This window comes from Streptomyces sp. NPDC096323 (assembly GCF_040302845.1).
Taxonomy (GTDB): domain Bacteria; phylum Actinomycetota; class Actinomycetes; order Streptomycetales; family Streptomycetaceae; genus Streptomyces.
Window position 1 is genome coordinate 399,453 of the sequence record NZ_JBEOSI010000004.1, and the last position, 16,095, is coordinate 415,547.

The 16,095-nt window shown below is 71.7% G+C and carries 14 protein-coding genes; 7 read left to right on the forward strand and 7 right to left on the reverse strand.

The annotated features are described in order from the left end of the window. Positions 1-16 precede the first annotated feature (16 nt). Complete coding sequence (locus ABTX18_RS13145) at positions 17-1,315, forward strand: M18 family aminopeptidase (RefSeq protein ID WP_352122809.1); 1,299 nt, start codon at positions 17-19, stop codon at positions 1,313-1,315. 48 nt (positions 1,316-1,363) lie between these two features. Here ABTX18_RS13145 and ABTX18_RS13150 read toward each other — a convergent pair whose 3' ends face one another. Continuing rightward, positions 1,364-2,356, reverse strand: a complete 993-nt coding sequence (locus tag ABTX18_RS13150) for a GlxA family transcriptional regulator (RefSeq protein ID WP_352122810.1) — start codon at positions 2,354-2,356, stop codon at positions 1,364-1,366. A gap of 156 nt (positions 2,357-2,512) precedes the next feature. Here ABTX18_RS13150 and ABTX18_RS13155 point away from each other — a divergent pair, with 156 nt between their 5' ends. From ABTX18_RS13155 to ABTX18_RS13165, 3 genes are all read left to right on the forward strand, one after another. Continuing rightward, entirely contained in the window at positions 2,513-3,103 is a 591-nt protein-coding gene (locus ABTX18_RS13155; protein ID WP_352122811.1) for a cysteine hydrolase family protein, read from the forward strand. 98 nt (positions 3,104-3,201) lie between these two features. Further along, entirely contained in the window at positions 3,202-3,420 is a 219-nt protein-coding gene (locus ABTX18_RS13160; RefSeq protein WP_352122812.1) for a DUF6458 family protein, read from the forward strand. Positions 3,421-3,578: 158 nt separating this feature from the next. Then, the gene (locus tag ABTX18_RS13165; RefSeq protein WP_352122813.1) at positions 3,579-6,488 is read left to right on the forward strand and encodes an AfsR/SARP family transcriptional regulator; all 2,910 of its coding nucleotides are present in this window, start codon (positions 3,579-3,581) and stop codon (positions 6,486-6,488) included. Between the two features lie 46 nt (positions 6,489-6,534). Here the strand turns inward: ABTX18_RS13165 and ABTX18_RS13170 are convergent, their stop codons facing one another. Further along, a complete protein-coding gene (locus ABTX18_RS13170; protein WP_352122814.1) occupies positions 6,535-8,346 on the reverse strand; it encodes an NHL domain-containing thioredoxin family protein in 1,812 nt (603 codons plus the stop codon). Positions 8,347-8,410: 64 nt separating this feature from the next. Between ABTX18_RS13170 and ABTX18_RS13175 the strand changes: the two genes are divergently transcribed. Then, positions 8,411-8,902: an LURP-one-related/scramblase family protein gene (locus ABTX18_RS13175; protein WP_352122815.1), complete on the forward strand. Its 492-nt coding sequence runs from the start codon at positions 8,411-8,413 to the stop codon at positions 8,900-8,902. Between the two features lie 49 nt (positions 8,903-8,951). Here ABTX18_RS13175 and ABTX18_RS13180 read toward each other — a convergent pair whose 3' ends face one another. Further along, positions 8,952-9,752: a carbon-nitrogen family hydrolase gene (locus ABTX18_RS13180; protein WP_352122816.1), complete on the reverse strand. Its 801-nt coding sequence runs from the start codon at positions 9,750-9,752 to the stop codon at positions 8,952-8,954. 180 nt (positions 9,753-9,932) lie between these two features. Here ABTX18_RS13180 and ABTX18_RS13185 point away from each other — a divergent pair, with 180 nt between their 5' ends. Then, positions 9,933-10,757 (forward strand): maleylpyruvate isomerase family mycothiol-dependent enzyme, encoded by an 825-nt coding sequence (locus ABTX18_RS13185; protein ID WP_352122817.1) that lies wholly within the window; start codon positions 9,933-9,935, stop codon positions 10,755-10,757. 61 nt (positions 10,758-10,818) lie between these two features. Here the strand turns inward: ABTX18_RS13185 and ABTX18_RS13190 are convergent, their stop codons facing one another. Together ABTX18_RS13190 and ABTX18_RS13195 are read right to left on the reverse strand one after the other, a co-directional pair. Continuing rightward, the gene (locus ABTX18_RS13190) at positions 10,819-12,129 is read right to left on the reverse strand and encodes an MFS transporter (RefSeq protein WP_352122818.1); all 1,311 of its coding nucleotides are present in this window, start codon (positions 12,127-12,129) and stop codon (positions 10,819-10,821) included. Further along, a complete protein-coding gene (locus ABTX18_RS13195) occupies positions 12,126-12,800 on the reverse strand; it encodes a GntR family transcriptional regulator (protein ID WP_352122819.1) in 675 nt (224 codons plus the stop codon). The genes ABTX18_RS13190 and ABTX18_RS13195 overlap by 4 nt, the downstream gene beginning before the upstream one ends. Positions 12,801-13,009: 209 nt before the next feature. Here ABTX18_RS13195 and ABTX18_RS13200 point away from each other — a divergent pair, with 209 nt between their 5' ends. Next, a complete protein-coding gene (locus tag ABTX18_RS13200; RefSeq protein WP_352122820.1) occupies positions 13,010-13,924 on the forward strand; it encodes a D-alanyl-D-alanine carboxypeptidase family protein in 915 nt (304 codons plus the stop codon). Between the two features lie 73 nt (positions 13,925-13,997). On the opposite strand, the gene ABTX18_RS13205 is transcribed toward ABTX18_RS13200, so the two are convergent. Further along, positions 13,998-15,176: a serine hydrolase domain-containing protein gene (locus ABTX18_RS13205; RefSeq protein WP_352122821.1), complete on the reverse strand. Its 1,179-nt coding sequence runs from the start codon at positions 15,174-15,176 to the stop codon at positions 13,998-14,000. A 215-nt stretch (positions 15,177-15,391) separates the two neighbouring features. Further along, entirely contained in the window at positions 15,392-16,042 is a 651-nt protein-coding gene (locus ABTX18_RS13210) for a DUF4232 domain-containing protein (protein ID WP_352122822.1), read from the reverse strand. Between the last annotated feature and the right edge of the window lie 53 nt (positions 16,043-16,095).

Here is a 16,095-nt window from a genome sequence, read left to right on the forward strand (position 1 = left end):
GGTTACAGTGAAGAACATGAGTCCCTCCCTCCTCTTCGACCGCGGCCACACCGACGACCTGATGGCCTTCCTGATGTCCGCCCCCTCCCCGTACCACGCCGTCGCGAGCGCCGCGGCGAGGCTGGAGAAGGCCGGTTTCCGGCAGGTCGAGGAGACCGCGGCCTGGGACGGGACCACCGGCGGGAAGTACGTCCTGCGCGGCGGCGCGATCGTGGCCTGGTACGTGCCGGAGGGAGCCGGGGCGCACACCCCGTTCCGGATCGTCGGCGCGCACACCGACTCGCCGAACCTGCGCGTCAAGCCGCTGCCCGACTCCGGTGCCTACGGCTGGCGGCAGGTCGCCGTGGAGATCTACGGCGGCACGCTCCTCAACACCTGGCTGGACCGCGACCTCGGTCTCGCCGGCCGGATCACGCTGCGCGACAGCACGCACCGTCTCGTGAACATCGACCGGCCGCTGCTGCGCGTCCCGCAGCTGGCCGTGCACCTGGACCGGTCGGCCAACACCGACGGGCTCAAGCTCGACCGCCAGAAGCACATGCAGCCCATCTGGGGGCTCGGTGACGTCGAGGAGGGCGACCTCATCCGCTTCGTCGCCGAGGAAGCGGGCGTCGACGCCGGCGACATCACCGGCTGGGACCTGATGCCGCACCCCGTCGAGGCGCCGTCCTACCTGGGCCGCGACCGCGAACTCGTGGCCGGGCCGCGCATGGACAACCTCCTGTCGGTGCACGCGGCGACCGCCGCGCTCGCCGCCGTCGCCGGGCAGCCCGACTCCGAGCTCCCGTACATCCCGGTGCTGGCCGCCTTCGACCACGAGGAGAACGGCTCGCAGTCCGACACCGGCGCGGACGGGCCGCTGCTCGGCACGGTCCTGGAGCGCTCGGTGTTCGCCCGCGGCGGTACGTACGAGGACCGGGCGCGCGCCTTCGCAGGCACCGTCTGCCTCTCCTCCGACACCGGCCACGCGATCCACCCCAACTACGCGGAGCGCCACGACCCGACGCACCACCCCGTCGTCAACGGCGGGCCGATCCTCAAGATCAACGTGAATATGCGGTACGCGACCGACGGCAGCGGCCGGTCCGTGTTCGCCGCGGCGTGCGAGAAGGCGGGCGTGCCGTGGCAGACGTTCGTCTCCAACAACGCCATGCCCTGCGGCACGACGATCGGCCCGATCACCGCCGCCCGGCACGGCATCCAGACCGTCGACATCGGTGTGGCGATCCTGTCGATGCACAGCGCCCGTGAACTGTGCGGCGCCGACGACCCGTTCCTCCTGGCGAACGCGCTGGCCGCCTTCCTCGCCGGCTGACGACACGTGTGGTCCGGTGGGCCCCCTGTCGGCGACGGCAGGCCCCTGTCATTCCGGGCCGGTGCGGAACCGGCGCCGGTACTCGGTCGGTGTCGTGTCGAGCCTGCGGCGGAACGCCCTGACCAGGGTGTCGGTGGTGCCGAACCCGCAGGAGGCGGCGACCCGTTCGAGGGTGGCATCGGTCGATTCGAGCTGATTGCGCGCCCGTTCGACGCGGACGGACTCGATGTAGGCGTGCGGTGTCGTGCCGAGTTCGGACTTGAAGATCCGGGTGAGCTGCCGCTCGCCGATGTGCCCGTACCCGGCGAGGTCCGCGACGGTGAGCGGTTCGCCGATGTTGCGCAGGATGTAGTGCCGCAGGTCCTCGATGCGCCGGGTCATGGAGACCTGTTCCAGCGGAACGCTGAACTGGCTCTGCCCGCTCGGCCGCTTCAGGTACATCACGAGCTGCCGGGCGACCCGCAGCGCGACGGCCTCGCCCAGATCGTCGGCTACGAGGGCGAGCGACAGGTCGAGGCAGGCACTGATCCCCGCCCCGGTCCACACGTTCCCCTCGCGGATGAAGATCGGGTCGGCGTCCACCTCGACCAGCGGGTGGTCGGCGGCCAGCCGCTGCGCGGTCGACCAGTGCGTGGTGGCCCGCTTGCCGTCGAGGAGTCCGGCGGCGGCGAGGATGTGCGCGCCGACGCAGACGGAGGTGACCCGGCGCGTGCGCCCGGCGAGCTGTTCCACCCGGCGCACCACGGCCGGGTCGGTGAGCGGATGCACGCGCCCCTGGCCGTCGGTCTCCACGGCTCCGGGGACGATGAGGGTGTCGATCCTCCTGTCGGCGAGGTCGTCGAAGGTGGCGTCGGGGAGGATCCGGACCCCGGCCGAGGTGGTGACCGGGGCCGTCGTCTCGGCGGCGAGGACGACCTCGTAACCCGCCGCCTCCTCCGTCTCGCGGCGGGCGAGGGAGAAGACCTCGGGCGGCCCGGTGACGTCGAGCAGGTCGACGCCTTCGAAGAGAACGATGACGATCAGCCGGTCGATGGTACTCATGGGCCTCCTGCCGTCCTGTTGCTCCGACGCGGCGCGGTGTCGGTTTCTGCATGTTAGACGACATTGCCGACACGACGGGCGGGTCGTAACGTCGTAGTGCGGCCGCCGGACCGGCGGGCCCGCCCTCCCCGACCGGAAATCACAGGTGCCACAGCCATGCCCCGAACCACACTGCGCCGCCTCAACGGCCTCGACGACACCCCCGCGACCCTCGCCGACTCGACCCTCGTCCTCATCGACTACCAGAACACCTACACGACCGGCGTGATGGAACTGGACGGCTGGCAGTCCGCGCTCGACGCCGGCGCCCGGCTCCTGGCCCGGGCCCGCGAGGCGGGCACGACGGTCATCCACGTCATCAACGACGGCGGCGAGGGCAGCCCGTACGACATCCGGGCCGAGATCGGCCGGATCCACCCGAGCGTCGCACCGGCCGAGGGGGAGACTGTCGTCGTCAAGCGGGTGCCGGACTCGTTCGTCGGCACCGACCTGGCCGAGCACGTCGAGGCCGCGGGGAAGAACGACCTGGTCCTCGCCGGCTTCATGACCCACATGTGCGTCCAGTTCACCGCTCAGGGCGCCTTCCTTCGCGGCAACCGCCCCACCGTGGTCGCCGATGCCTGCGCCACCCGCGCCCTTCCGGTCACCGGCATCGAACTGGACGCCGACCAGGTGCACTCCAGCGCCCTCGCCACCATCGCCGACCTGTACGGGGTCGTCGTCCCTTCGCAGGGCTCCCTGAACTGACGATTTCTGCGGGGGTGTTCCGGGGAATGCCCGCCACCGGGCCGGGTACCCGCTGCGTACACGGCCCGGAGCTTCCGGGTCCGAAGGAGGCGGATCTCATGGGACTCGGAGGATGCATCATCCTCATCGGCGCGGGGGCGATCCTCGCCTTCGCCACCGACTGGCACATGGACACCGTCAACGTCGACCTGGTCGGCTGGATCATGATGATCGTCGGCATCATCGGGGTCTGCGTCTACGCGAGCGTGATGCGACGGCGCCGGATGGTCGTGCCGCCCACCACCACCGTGGTGTCCGACGACGAACGGCGGCTGTGACCTGCGGGGGCGCGCCCCGTTCACTGCGGCTGTGACCTGCGTGGGTATGCCCCGCCCCCCGGGCGCACCCCTTCACGGGCAGCTCGTGGTCCCCGATATTCTGGGTGCCTGTCCGTGACCCGGAACCGGGCGCGTCACACCCGGAAGGGAAGCCGCTCGTGGAGTTCCGGTTGCTCGGCACGGTCTGCGTCGACACGCTGACCGGGCCGCTGCCGCTCGGCCCCGTCAAGCGCCGCAGCCTGCTCGCCGCACTGCTGCTGCGCGCCAACACGCCCGTGTCGATGGCACGGCTGACGGACTGCCTGTGGGACGACTCCCCGCCGCTGCACGCCCGCACCGTCATCCAGGGCCATGTCTCCCGGCTGCGCGCCCTGTTGGTGGAGGCGGACGCGGAGGCGTACGGGGTCGAGCTGGCCACGCTCGGCGACGCGTACGTGCTGCGGGCGCCGGAAACCCTGCTGGACTCCCAGCGGTTCGAGGAACTGCTGATGCTGGCCCGCGAGCAGCGCAACACAGCCGACACGGTGCTCATGCTGAAGGAGGCCCTGTCGTTGTGGCAGGGACCCGCGCTCACCGGTACGTACGCCAGCGCACCGCTCCAGGCGGCCGCGCACACGCTGGAGGAGTCCCGGCTCACGACGGTCGAGCAACTGGCGCGGGCCTACGCGGTGCTGGGGGAGCACCACCGGGCGGCGGCGGTGCTCCGGGCCGAGGCCGACGCCCACCCCATGCGGGAGTCCCTCGCCGCGGCCCTGATGACGGCGCTGTACCGGTCGGGGCGGCAGTCCGAGGCGCTGGACCGGTTCCACCGCACCCGTCGGCTACTCGCCGACGAACTGGGCATCGATCCGGGGCGCGAGCTGGCCGACGCGTACGCGCAGATCCTGCGCGGCGAACCGGAGTCCGTGGCGGGAGGCGGCCCGGCATCGGGCCAGGGAGCCGTTCCGGTATCCCCGTCCGGCTCGGGAGCCGATCCGCTGCCCCCGTCCGGTTCGGGAGCCGTTCCGGTGGCCGGCGGTGGTCCGTCCGCCGGGGGCGCCTCCACTGCGACGGCCGCCGCGGAGGTCGCCCAGCCCTTGGCGGTGGAGGCCGCCGCACCGCCCCGCCCGCCGCGCGTCCTGCCTTCGCCGGCGCACCCCGGCACCCCGCCCCACCCCACGGATCTGCTGCCGCGCGCTCCCCGCGGCTTCCACGGGCGCGGGGCCGAGCTCACCGCGCTCTCCCGGGCCGCGGCGGGCGAGGCGCCCGTCTGCCTGGTCACCGGACCGGCCGGGGTGGGCAAGACCGCGCTGGCCCTGCACTGGGCGCGCCGGTCCCCCGCGGCCTTCCCGGACGGGCGGCTCTTCGCCGATCTGCGCGGGTTCTCCGACACCGGCGAGCCGACGCCCCTGGAAGTCCTGCGCGAGTTCCTGCTCGCCCTCGGCGTCGCGCCCCGCCGGATCCCGGAGTCCGTCGCCGGTGCCGCGGCGCTGTTCCGCTCGCTGACCGACCGGCTCAGCCTGCTCGTCGTCCTCGACAACGTCCGTGACTCCGCCCAGGTCGGCCATCTGCTGCCGGGTGGCGCCGACTGCGTCACGCTGATCACCAGCAGGCACCGGCTGGAGGGGCTCATCGCCTCGGACGCCGCCGTGCCCGTACCGCTCGACGTGTTCGAGCCGGTGGACGGCACCGCGCTGCTGGCCGGGGTGCTGGGCGAGGAGCGGGTCGTCGCCGAGCCGGTGGCGGCCCGGCGGCTCGCCGAGCTCTGCGGCGGACTGCCCCTGGCCCTGCGGGTCACGGCGGCCCGGCTGGCGGGCCGCCCGCAGTGGACGCTCGCCGACATGGCCGACGAACTGGCCGACGAGCGCAGCCGGCTCACGTATCTCGCCGTGGAGGACACCGGGGTCTCCGCCGCCCTGCGGCTGACCGTGCAGCAACTGCCGCCGGACGCCGTCCACCACCTCGCCCGGCTCGGCCACCACCCGGGCGGCCACTTCGACCCGTACACGGCCGCCGCCCTCGCCGGCACCGACCCGGTCGTCGCCGCGGCCGCACTGGAGCGGCTCGCCGCCGCGCACCTGGTCACCGAGGCCGGGTCCGGGCGCTGGATACTGCACGATCTCGTGCGGCTCTACGCCCGCGGGCTCGACGCCGAGGCCGGGACCGCCGCGCTGACCGGGGTACTCGACCACTACATCGCCACCGCGCTGGCCGCCGCGGACACGGCCGAACCCGGTGGCGAGCCCTGCTTCGTGCTGCCGGACGGGTTCCGGCGGCCCGCCGCCGTACGGGACTTCACCGCCCGGGAGGCGGCGATGGCCTGGCTCGCGGCCGAACGCGAGGACCTCGCCCTGGCCGCTGCCGCCGCCCGCGCCGCAGGGCTCGAGGACCGGGCCTGGCGGATCATCCTGCTCCAGTGGCCGCACGTGGTGTGGCGGCCGCGGGACGGCTGGGCGCCGATGCTGGAACTGGCCCTGGCCGCCGCGGCCGCGCGCCGCGATCCGTACGCCGAGTCCCGGGTGCGCAATCTGCTGGGGTGGGTGCTGTCGGAAGAGGGCAGGACCGCCGAGGCGGTGGCCCTCCTGGAGCCTTCGCCGGGGCTCGCCCGGCAGGCCGGGGACCGGCTCGGCGAGGCGACGGCCCTGATCAACCTGGCGATCGTCCAGGCCGAGCAGGGCGGTCTCGACGTGGCGATGGAGGGCTGCGAGCAGGCCCTGGAGCTGGCCAGGGCGGAACCCGACGCGCACACCGAGATGCTCGCCCTTCAGCACCTCGCACGCATGCAGCTCACCGCGGGCCGCCCGCAGGACGCCCTGGACTCCGCCCGCGCCGCGTTCGACCTGGGTCCCGAGCACGAGGAGGCGGGCCGCCGGGTGCTGCTGACGACCGTCAGCGGCGAGGCCCGGATCGCCCTGGGCGCGGAGGACGAGGGAATCCGGCTGCTGGACCTGGCGGCCACGGAGGCCGAACGCGCCGGCTACGACGAGGGCGCGGTGCGGGCCCTGGAGGCGCTGCTGCGGGTGGCCTCGGCGCCGGAGTACGTGCGCCGGTACGAGGACGCGGTCAGGCGCCTCGCCGGCGACGCGTGAGGGTCACCGGGGCGGGCCTTCGTGGCCCCGCCCCGGTACGGACGGCTCAGCCCTGCTCGTCCATGCCCGCGAGCACCAGCGGCAGCCGCGAGGTCCCCTCGGCGGTCACGGTGACGGGGACCCCCCAGTCCTGCTGGTGGACGTGGCACGCCGGGTACTCGTTCGCCGGGTCGTCGTCGCACGACGCGGCCATCGCGGAGACGTGCAGGACACCCTCGGTCACGCCGTCGGCAAGGACCAGGTCACGGAAGAGGTCGGTCCCCGCTCCCTCGCCCCCGGCCAGCAGCTCCGGCGGGGTCGAGGACACCAACAGCCGGGTCGAGGGCCCGTAGCGGGTGTCCAGCTTCTGACCGGCGGGCGCCTGGAAGACGACGTCGAGCCGGAGCGTGCCCGGGGCGATCCCGGTCGCCGCGCGCTGGGTCCGGTGCGCCTGGTCCGCGACCCGTACCGCCTCCTCGGGCAGCCGCAGCCGGGTCAGCCGGTGCCGGGCGGACTCGACGACCACGAGGTCGCCGTCCACCAGCACCGCGTCACTGGGTTCGCGCAGGTCCGTGGCCAGCGTGGTGACCTCGTCGCTCGCGGGGTCGTAGCGGCGCAGGGCGTGGTTGTACGTGTCACAGACGGCGACGGACCCGTCCGGCAGCGCGGTGACACCCAGCGGGTGCTGGAGCAGGGCCTGTGCGGCAGCCCCGTCGCGGTGGCCGAAGTCGAAGAGCCCGGTGCCGACGGCGGTGTGCACGGCGCCCTGACGGTCGACGTACCGCAGCGAGGACGTCTCCGAGTCGGCGACCCACAGCCGGTCCTCGGTCGCCGCGAGCCCGGACGGCTGGGCGAACCATGCCTCAGCGCCCGGACCGTCGACCAGGCCCTCGTTGGTAGTCCCGGCCGCGACCCGTACGGTGCCGTCCTCGGGGTCGTACGTCCACAGCTGGTGCACGCCCGCCATGGCGATCCACAGCCGGCCGTCGAACCAGGCGACGTCCCACGGCGAGGACAGGTCGACCTCGTGACCGGCGCCGCTGGTGGGCGCACCCTGCCACCACTGGCGGCCGGTGCCCGCGAGGGTGGTCGTCACCCCGGTCGCGAGGTCGAGCGCCCTGATGGCGTGGTTGACCGTGTCGGCGACGGCGATCCGGCCGTCGGGCAGCAGCGCCAGCCCCTGCGGCTCGCTGAACCCGACCTCGTCGGGCCCACCGTCCACGAGTCCGCGCTCACCCGACCCGAAGTGCCGCCTGACGCTCTCGCCGTCCGCCTCCAGCTCGACCAGGCGGTGGCGGGTGGTGTCGGACACCAGGAAACCGCCGTCGGCGAGCAGCAGGGCCTTGCCGGGGAACCGCAGATGCGTGGCCACCGGCTCGGGCGCCACGTAGGGCCCGTCACCGCGGCGCAGGGTGCCCTTCGCCGCGTGCTCGGCCTCCAGCTCCTCGACCAGCTTCTCGATGGCGTGGGCGTGCCCCTCACCGGCGTGCTGGGCGACGACATAACCCTCGGGGTCCACGACGACGAGCGTCGGCCAGGCGCGGACGGCGTACTGCTTCCAGGTGGCGAGCTCGGGGTCGTCGAGCACCGGGTGGTGGACCCCGTACCGCTCGACGGCGTCGACGACGGCCTGGTGCTCCGCCTCATGGACGAACTTCGGCGAGTGCACGCCGATGATCACCACGGTGTCGCGGTGCTTCTCCTCCAGCTCGCGCAGCTCATCGAGGACATGCAGACAGTTCACACAGCAGAACGTCCAAAAATCCAAGATCACAATGCGTCCTCGCAGATCAGCGAGGGTGTACTGCCGGTCGCCTGTATTGAGCCAGCCGCCCTTGCCGATCAGTTCGGGGGCCCTGACGCGCGCACGTGTTGCCATGTGGAGAGTCAACATCACCGTGGCGTCCACACATTCCGCAGGGGCCTCGGGGAACCTGTGAGCCATGAGACTTCTCGTGCGTGAGCGGCTGTTCGGCATCGGCGACGACTACTGGATCGAGGACGCGGACGGCCGCAAGGCCTTCCTCGTCGACGGCAAGGCCATGCGGATGCGCGACACCTTCCAGCTGAAGGACGCGCAGGGCCGGATCGTCGTCGAGATCAGGCAGAAGCTGCTCAGCCTGCGCGACACGATGCTCATCGAGCGGGACGGCGAGCAGCTCGCGAAGGTCAAGCGGAAGCGGCTGTCACTGCTGCGCAACCACTACCGGGTGACGCTGGTGGACGGCACCGAACTCGACGTCAGCGGCAAGATCCTGGACCGCGAGTTCGCCGTGGACTACGACGGGGAGCTGCTGGCCCAGATCTCGCGTCGCTGGCTGACCGTTCGGGACACGTACGGGATCGACATCGTGCGCGAGGACGCCGATGCCGGGCTGCTGATCGCGGTGGCGGTGTGCGTGATCGTGCTGGCGGAGAAGGAGCAGGAGGAGTGAGAGAGGACGGCCCTTGTTTCACGTGAAACAAGGGCGGCCCTGCGCTTGGCTACACCCGGCCCCTCGGCCGTTCGAGTCCCAGGCGGCGGTCCTTGAGCGCGGGGAACTGCTCCCGGGTGGCGGCGACCTTGGCCGGGTCGAATTCCACGGTCAGCACCTCCTCGTCCGCACCCGCCTCGGCGAGCACCTCGCCCCAGGGGTCGACAACGATGCTGTGCCCCGCCTGCTGGATCCCCGCGTGGGTGCCGGCGGAGCCGACGGCCAGGACATAGGCCTGGTTCTCCACGGCCCTGGCCTGGGCGAGCAGCGTCCAGTGGGCGCGGCGGCGCTCGGGCCAGCCGGCCGCGACCACGAGGGTTTCGGCACCCGCGTCGACCAGACCGCGGAACATCTCGGGGAAGCGCAGGTCGTAGCAGGTCGCGAGGCCGAGCGTGGTGTGCGGCAGGGCGAGCGTGACCAGTTCGTCGCCGGCGCCCATCATGACCGCCTCGCCCTTGTCGAAGCCGAAGCGGTGGATCTTGCGGTACGCGGCGGCCCGTTCTCCCTCGGGCGTGAAGACCACGGTGGTGTTGTAGAGGGTGCCGTCGGCTGCCCGCTCGACGAAGGAGCCCGCGTGCAGCCAGACCCCGGCCTCGGCGGCGGCCTTGGCCATCACCTCGTGCGTGGGGCCCTGCAGTGGTTCGGCCTCGTCCTCGAACGCCGTGTAGGCGAAGGCTCCCACCGGCCAGAGTTCGGGCAGAACTACCAGATCCGCGCCCCGCTGGGCCGCTACCAGCGAAGCGGCGCGTTCCCTACGGGAATTGACGGATTCGTCCGGGTCTACTGCGATCTGGATGAGGGAGGCGCGCACACTACCACCGTCCTGGCATTCGAGCCGTCAACACGGGCCTACGATCGTCACACGAAAGCACTGCCGGGGTGCCTGCTCGCAGCGTAACTTAGCGACCGAACCTCATCGCAGCCCGCAGGCCGCATCCCGTCCGCGTCCAGCTCTCCAGCCCATGCACCGCAGAACCGCACGAGGGGTCCCGTGACCGTCCATCCCAGCCTCCAGACCTACGCCGACGCCTGGACCCACTCCATCGAGTCGATAGCCGAGCTGGTGAGCCCGCTCACCGAGGGCGAGTGGAACGGCCGTACACCCTGCCCCAACTGGTCGGTGCGCGACATCGTCTCGCACATCATCGGCATGGAGTGCGAGCAGCTCGGCGATCCGCGCCCCATCCACACGCTTCCGCGTGATCTCTTCCATGTGCAGAGCGACTTCGCCCGCTACATGGAGATGCAGGTCGACGTGCGGCGCCACCACACCGCACCGGAGATGACCTCCGAGCTGGAGTACACGATCATCCGCCGGGCCCGTCAGCTGCGCAACGAGACGCGTGACCCCGAAACCATGACGCGGGCGCCGCTCGGCGCCGAGCAGACCCTCGAACAGGCGCTGAGGATGCGCGCCTTCGACGTCTGGGTGCATGAGCAGGATCTGCGGACGACCCTGGGCAAGCCCGGCAATCTGGACTCCCCCGGTGCCGCGATCGTCCGGGACGCGCTGCTCCTGGCGCTGCCGAAGGTCGTGGCCAAGGACGCGGGCGCCCCGCCCAACTCGGCGGTCGTGCTCGATGTGCACGGGCCGATGGAGTTCCTGCGCACCGTCAGGGTCGATGCGGAGGGCCGCGGTTCGGTGGACGGCGCGCCGTCACTGGGCCCCGCGGTGACGCTGGCCATGGACTGGGAGACGTACGTCCGCCTGGCGTGCGGGCGGGTGCGGGCGAGCGCGGTGGCGGACCGCATCAAGGCCGAGGGCGATCAGGACCTGGCCGCGGCCATCCTGCAGAACTTCACCATCACCCCCTAAAGCCCCGGCACGGCGCGCCCGCCCCGCACGGGGGACGGGCGCGCCGCCGTTTCCGGAGCTGCTACACCGGCACGTGCACGGCCTCCACACGGCTGATCACATGGTGCTCGCGCTCCCGGTGCGCGGCCTTCTGCCGCAGCCGCAGGATCTGGACGACGCCGAGCGCCTCCAGGACGAAGACCGAGGCGAACGCGATGCGGTAGTTGTCGCCGGTCGCGTCCAGCAGGACGCCGACGGCGAACAGCGTGGTCATGGAGGCGACGAACCCGCCCATGTTCACGATGCCCGACGCGGTGCCCTGGCGCTCCGGCGGATTGGCCGGGCGGGCGAAGTCGAAACCGATCATCGAGGCGGGCCCGCACGCGCCGAGCACCACGCACAGGGTGACCAGCAGCCACATCGGCGCATGGTCCCCGGGGTGCAGGATGGCCGAGGCCCAGAGCAGCGCCGTCATCGCGACCGTCCCCAGCGCGAGCGGGATCCGGGCCGCGTGGTGGCGGGCGATGACCTGCCCGTACACGAGGCCGACGGCCATGTTGGAGAGCACCACCAGGGTGAGCAGCTCCCCCGCCGTGCCCCGGCTCAGCCCCTGGTCCTCGACCAGGAACGGCATGCCCCACAGCAGCAGGAACACCATGGCCGGGAACTGCGTGGTGAAGTGCACCCACATCCCGAGCCGGGTGCCGGGCTCCCGCCAGGAGGCGGCGATCTGCTTGCGTACGTACGTGGCGCCGGCGTGCTCCGCGGGCGGCGGCTCGAACCCCTCGGGGTGGTCCTTGAGGAAGAGCAGGAGCAGCACGAGCACCATGACTCCGGCCAGCGAACTGCCGACGAAGGTGGTGGTCCAGCCGAAGCCGTGCAGGGACCGGGCGATGACCAGCGTCGAGACGAGGTTGCCCGCCATGCCGAAGAGGGCGGCGACCTGGCCGATCAGCGGGCCTCGCCGGGCCGGGAACCAGCGCGCCCCCAGCCGCAGCACGCTGATGAACGTCATCGCGTCGCCGCAGCCGAGCAGCGCGCGGGAGGCCAGTGCGGTGCCGTACGAGGGGGAGAGCGCGAAGCCGAGCTGGCCGAGGGTGAACAGGGCGGCCCCGAGGGCGAGCACCTTCTTGGTGCCCAGCCGGTCCACCATCAGGCCCACGGGTATCTGCATGCCCGCGTAGACGAGCAGCTGGAGGATCGAGAAGGTGGAGAGCGCCGAGGCGTTGACGTCGAAGCGGTCGGCGGCGTCGAGCCCCGCGACACCGAGACTGGTGCGGAAGATGATCGCGACGAAGTAGACGGCGACGCCGATGCCCCAGACCCGGGCGGCACGCCGGCCACCGGGCGGATCACCGGGCAGGGACAGGCCGGGTGCGGCGGCGGAGCTCACCGGTCCTCACCCCGGACCAGCACCTTGACCCGGCTGACATGGCGGCGCACGACCTGCGCGGCACCGTCCGCGTCACCGGCCCTGATCGCCTCCAGCAGCTCACCGTGTTCGGTGATGTTGGCGGCGATCCTGCCCGGGTGGGACTCCATGACGGCGACGCCCATCCGCAGCTGACGGTCGCGCATCTGGTCGTAGAGGCGGGACAGGATCTCGTTGCCCGCGTGCTTGACGATCTCGGCGTGGAAGCAGCGGTCCTTCACGGAGACGGCGGCCAGGTCACCGGCCTCGGACAGTTGCCGCTGCTCCTCCAGGAGCTGCTCCAGACGGGCGATCAGCTTCGCCGACGCGGGCACCGCCTTGCGCACCGCGAACTCCTCGACGAGCAGCCGGGTCTCCACCACGTCGGCGATCTCCTGCGCGGACACGGCGAGCACCAGGGCGCCCTTCTTCGGGTAGAGCTTGATCAGCCCCTCGACCTCCAGCCGCAGCAGCGCCTCGCGCACGGGCGTACGGGAGACCCCCACGGCCTCGGCGAGGTCGCCCTCGGTCAGGAGCGTCCCGCCCTCGTAGCGGCGGTCCAGGACCGCATCCTTGATATGGGCGTAGACGCGTTCGGCGGCAGGGGGCTGCTTCACGGGCGGGCGGACGGGCGAGTGGGCTGGCGCAGGCATGCGCACAGCATAGATACAACATGCACGCAAGAGTGAACCGGTTCCACGATGCGGACGGCCGGCCCGGTGCCGGGCATCCGGAACGCGAGCCCCCGGATGTCGTACAAAATCACCCTCCCGCACGCCACAACCTTTTGCCTGCCCCATCGGTCTCATCAGCGCGCGGCACCCCCATGTAGCCGCATTCCAAGGGCCTTTGGAGCGTCAACTTGAAACTCGGCATTCAACGCGTCAGGCGCGTTTCCGTAACCGCCACGGTGGCTCTCACCGCGGGCGCCGTCCTCACCGGCGGCGCCTTCGCCACCACGGCGCAGGCCGCCGCGCCGCCGGTTCCGACGATCGTCGCCAAGGGCGGCTTCGTGATGAGCGACGGCAGCGGGAAGACCTTGTTCACCAAGGCCGCGGACACCCGTCGCTCCACCGGCTCCACCACGAAGATCATGACCGCTCGTGTGGTGCTGGCCCAGAAGGGCCTCAACCTGGACTCCAGGGTCACGGTCCAGAAGGCGTACAGCGACTACATCGTCGCCAAGGGCGCGTCCTCGGCCCACCTTGTCGTGGGCGACAAGCCCACGGTCCGTCAGCTGCTGTACGGCCTGATGCTGCCGTCCGGCTGCGACGCCGCGTACGCGCTCGCCGACAAGTTCGGCTCCGGCTCGACACGCGCGGCCCGGGTGAAGTCGTTCATCGGCAAGATGAACAGCACGGCCACGAGCCTCGGTCTGAAGAACACGCACTTCGACTCGTTCGACGGCATAGACAATGGGTCCAACTACTCGACCCCGCGCGACCTGACGAAGATCGCAAGCAGCGCGATGAAGTACTCCGCGTTCCGCACGATCGTGAAGACGAAGTCGACGAAGCAGAAGGTCACCACGAAGACCGGCGGATACCGCTACATGTCGTGGACCAACACCAACAAGCTGCTCGGCACCTACAGCGGCGCGATCGGTGTGAAGACCGGCTCCGGCCCGACGGCCAAGTACTGCCTGGTCTTCGCCGCGACCCGCAACGGCAAGACGGTCATCGGCGCGGTCCTGACCTCCACCTCGGAGGCGACCCGCACGGCGGACGCGAAGAAGCTCATGGACTACGGGTTCACGAGGTATATCAACCGCGCGTGACGCAGACGCCCGGCGTACGCACACCGCATACGCCGGGCCTCTCCGCGCACCGGGTCCCGGGACGGTCGCTCCCTCAGCCGGTACGCCCCTCCCCAGGGGCGGCGGCCCCGCACAGCTCCTGGTCCACGAGCGTCCTCATCGCCTGCTGCGTGTCCGGTCCGCCGTCGCTCGTGGCGTACACCACGGCCGTCCTGGAGCCGTCCCGGGTGATACCGGCCCAGGTGCGGTAGCCGAGCAGTTCGCCCGGGTGCCCGAAGTAGGTGCCGCCGCAGGTCAGCCGGATCTCCCCCAGGCCGAGCCCGTACCGCACGCCCAGGCCGGGTGCGGCCACGGTGGCCGTCATCTCGGCCAGCTCCGCCGGTTCCAGGAGGCGGCCGCCGAGCAGTGCGGCGTAGAACCGGCCGAGGTCGTGCGTGGTGCTGATCATCGCACCGGAGCCGATGGCCATGCTCGTGTTGAGCGCCGTGACGTCGATGCCGGTGCCCGCGCCCGTGCCGAAGGCTGCGTAGGCCCGGGCGTGGGGGCCGGGGATGAACGGCGCGGTGCCAGGTGTGCTGGTACCGCTCAGGCCCAGCGGCCGGATGATCCGGTCCTCCACCTCCCGGTCCCAGCTCCGGCCGGTCACCTCACGGATGATCATCGCGGCGAGAATGTAGTTGGTGTTGGAGTACGACCACGCCGCATCGGTCGGCACACCCTCCGAGCGCCGCATCGCCAGCCCCACCAATTCCTGCGGGGTGTACGTACGGAACCGCTCGGCCCAGTACCCCCCGGTACTGTTCAACGCGGCAACCTCCGGCAGGACTTCGGGAATCCCGCTGGTGTGCTGCAACAGCTGTCGCACGGTGATCGCCCTGCCGTCCAGGCCGTCGCCTCCCGTCACGCCCGGCAGCCACCGCTCGACCGTGTCCTCCAGGGACATACGCCCCTCGCCGACGAGTTGCAGCACGACCGTGGCGGTGAACGTCTTGGTGGCGCTGCCGATCCGGAACCGGCCGTTACGGGGCATCGGCTTCCTGGTTCCCCGCTCGGCCGTCCCTGCCCGCGCCCGGTTCCGTGTCCGCGGTGATGTTGTCACCTCGGCGGCAACACCGACGGCTCCGGTGGCGTGGATCGCGTCCACCTGCCGCTGGAGCGGATCGGGCGGCCGCGGGTTCGCCGCCGCCGGCAGCGCGCTCGATGTGGCGAGGAGGATCGTGGCCAGGCCGGTCAGGACGAACAGCGCGCGCCGACGCCTTCGTAACACCTGCATGAGGGGCCTCTTCCGTCCCTGGCCCCCGGCTCTTCAGCGCCGAGGGCCTGTGGTCGGCCCATCCCACCAGTGGCGAGGCGATCCGCCCATCCGGCCCTCCCCCGACGCACGGAGGCGCTGCCGTCAGGGGGGTCCCGGGGGTTACCCGTAAAGAGGTCCGGCATCTCCTCCGGACGCCGCGCCCGGCCGTTGGCTCAGCCGCCCTGGCCGTACGCTCAGCCGCCCTGCCCGGCGCTGCCGATCGGACCGACCTTCACGGAGCCGGAGTCGGAGCCGTCCGTAACGGGCAGCGAACCCTGGCCCGGCCAGGCGAGGGTGACCGACTTCGTCTCGTTCGGCGGGGTCACCACCAGCCCGGTGATGCGGACGCCGGAGCCACCCGTCTCATTCAGCGGGTAGTTGACGGCGAAGGCGATCACCTTGCCGCCCTTGAGGACGTACGGATCGCCGGGCTCTCCCGTGCGCGTAGCGGACAGCGTCCCCGCAGTGGTCTTCAGGTCGACGCCCGCGAAACCGGAGATCACGCAGTCGCCGCCGCTGCGGTTCTTGAGTTCCACGACGACGGTGCCGTCGGGATCGCCGCCGATGAAGTTGTCCTTCGCGGTGATCTCCAGCCCGTCGGTGCTGCACTTGGCGACCTTGCCGCTGTCGTCGGAACCGGCGGGGGCAGCGGTGCTCTTCCCACCAGGGCTCGCCCCGGCGGACTCTTTCCCGCTCTCCGCGTCCGAACCACCACCGGTGGCCGACGCGGACGCCGCGGTCGACGGGTCGGTCTGCCCCACGGCGGCATCGTCGTTCTGGCAGGCCGTGAGTGAAAGCCCCGCGGCGACGACCAGGGCTGCGAAGGTGAACTTGTGAGCGCGCATGGTTCGTCCTCAGTATCCGTTGACAGTGCCGGCTGCTCGGTACGAGACGTACG

Coding starts and splice junctions, on each gene's coding strand:
- ABTX18_RS13195 (WP_352122819.1), bottom strand. CDS start 12,800: ATGCCTGCGCCAGCCCACTCGCCCGTCCGCCCGCCCGTGAAGCAGCCC.
- ABTX18_RS13155 (WP_352122811.1), top strand. CDS start 2,513: ATGCCCCGAACCACACTGCGCCGCCTCAACGGCCTCGACGACACCCCC.
- ABTX18_RS13175 (WP_352122815.1), top strand. CDS start 8,411: ATGAGACTTCTCGTGCGTGAGCGGCTGTTCGGCATCGGCGACGACTAC.
- ABTX18_RS13160 (WP_352122812.1), top strand. CDS start 3,202: ATGGGACTCGGAGGATGCATCATCCTCATCGGCGCGGGGGCGATCCTC.
- ABTX18_RS13170 (WP_352122814.1), bottom strand. CDS start 8,346: ATGGCAACACGTGCGCGCGTCAGGGCCCCCGAACTGATCGGCAAGGGC.
- ABTX18_RS13150 (WP_352122810.1), bottom strand. CDS start 2,356: ATGAGTACCATCGACCGGCTGATCGTCATCGTTCTCTTCGAAGGCGTC.
- ABTX18_RS13145 (WP_352122809.1), top strand. CDS start 17: ATGAGTCCCTCCCTCCTCTTCGACCGCGGCCACACCGACGACCTGATG.
- ABTX18_RS13210 (WP_352122822.1), bottom strand. CDS start 16,042: ATGCGCGCTCACAAGTTCACCTTCGCAGCCCTGGTCGTCGCCGCGGGG.
- ABTX18_RS13205 (WP_352122821.1), bottom strand. CDS start 15,176: ATGCAGGTGTTACGAAGGCGTCGGCGCGCGCTGTTCGTCCTGACCGGC.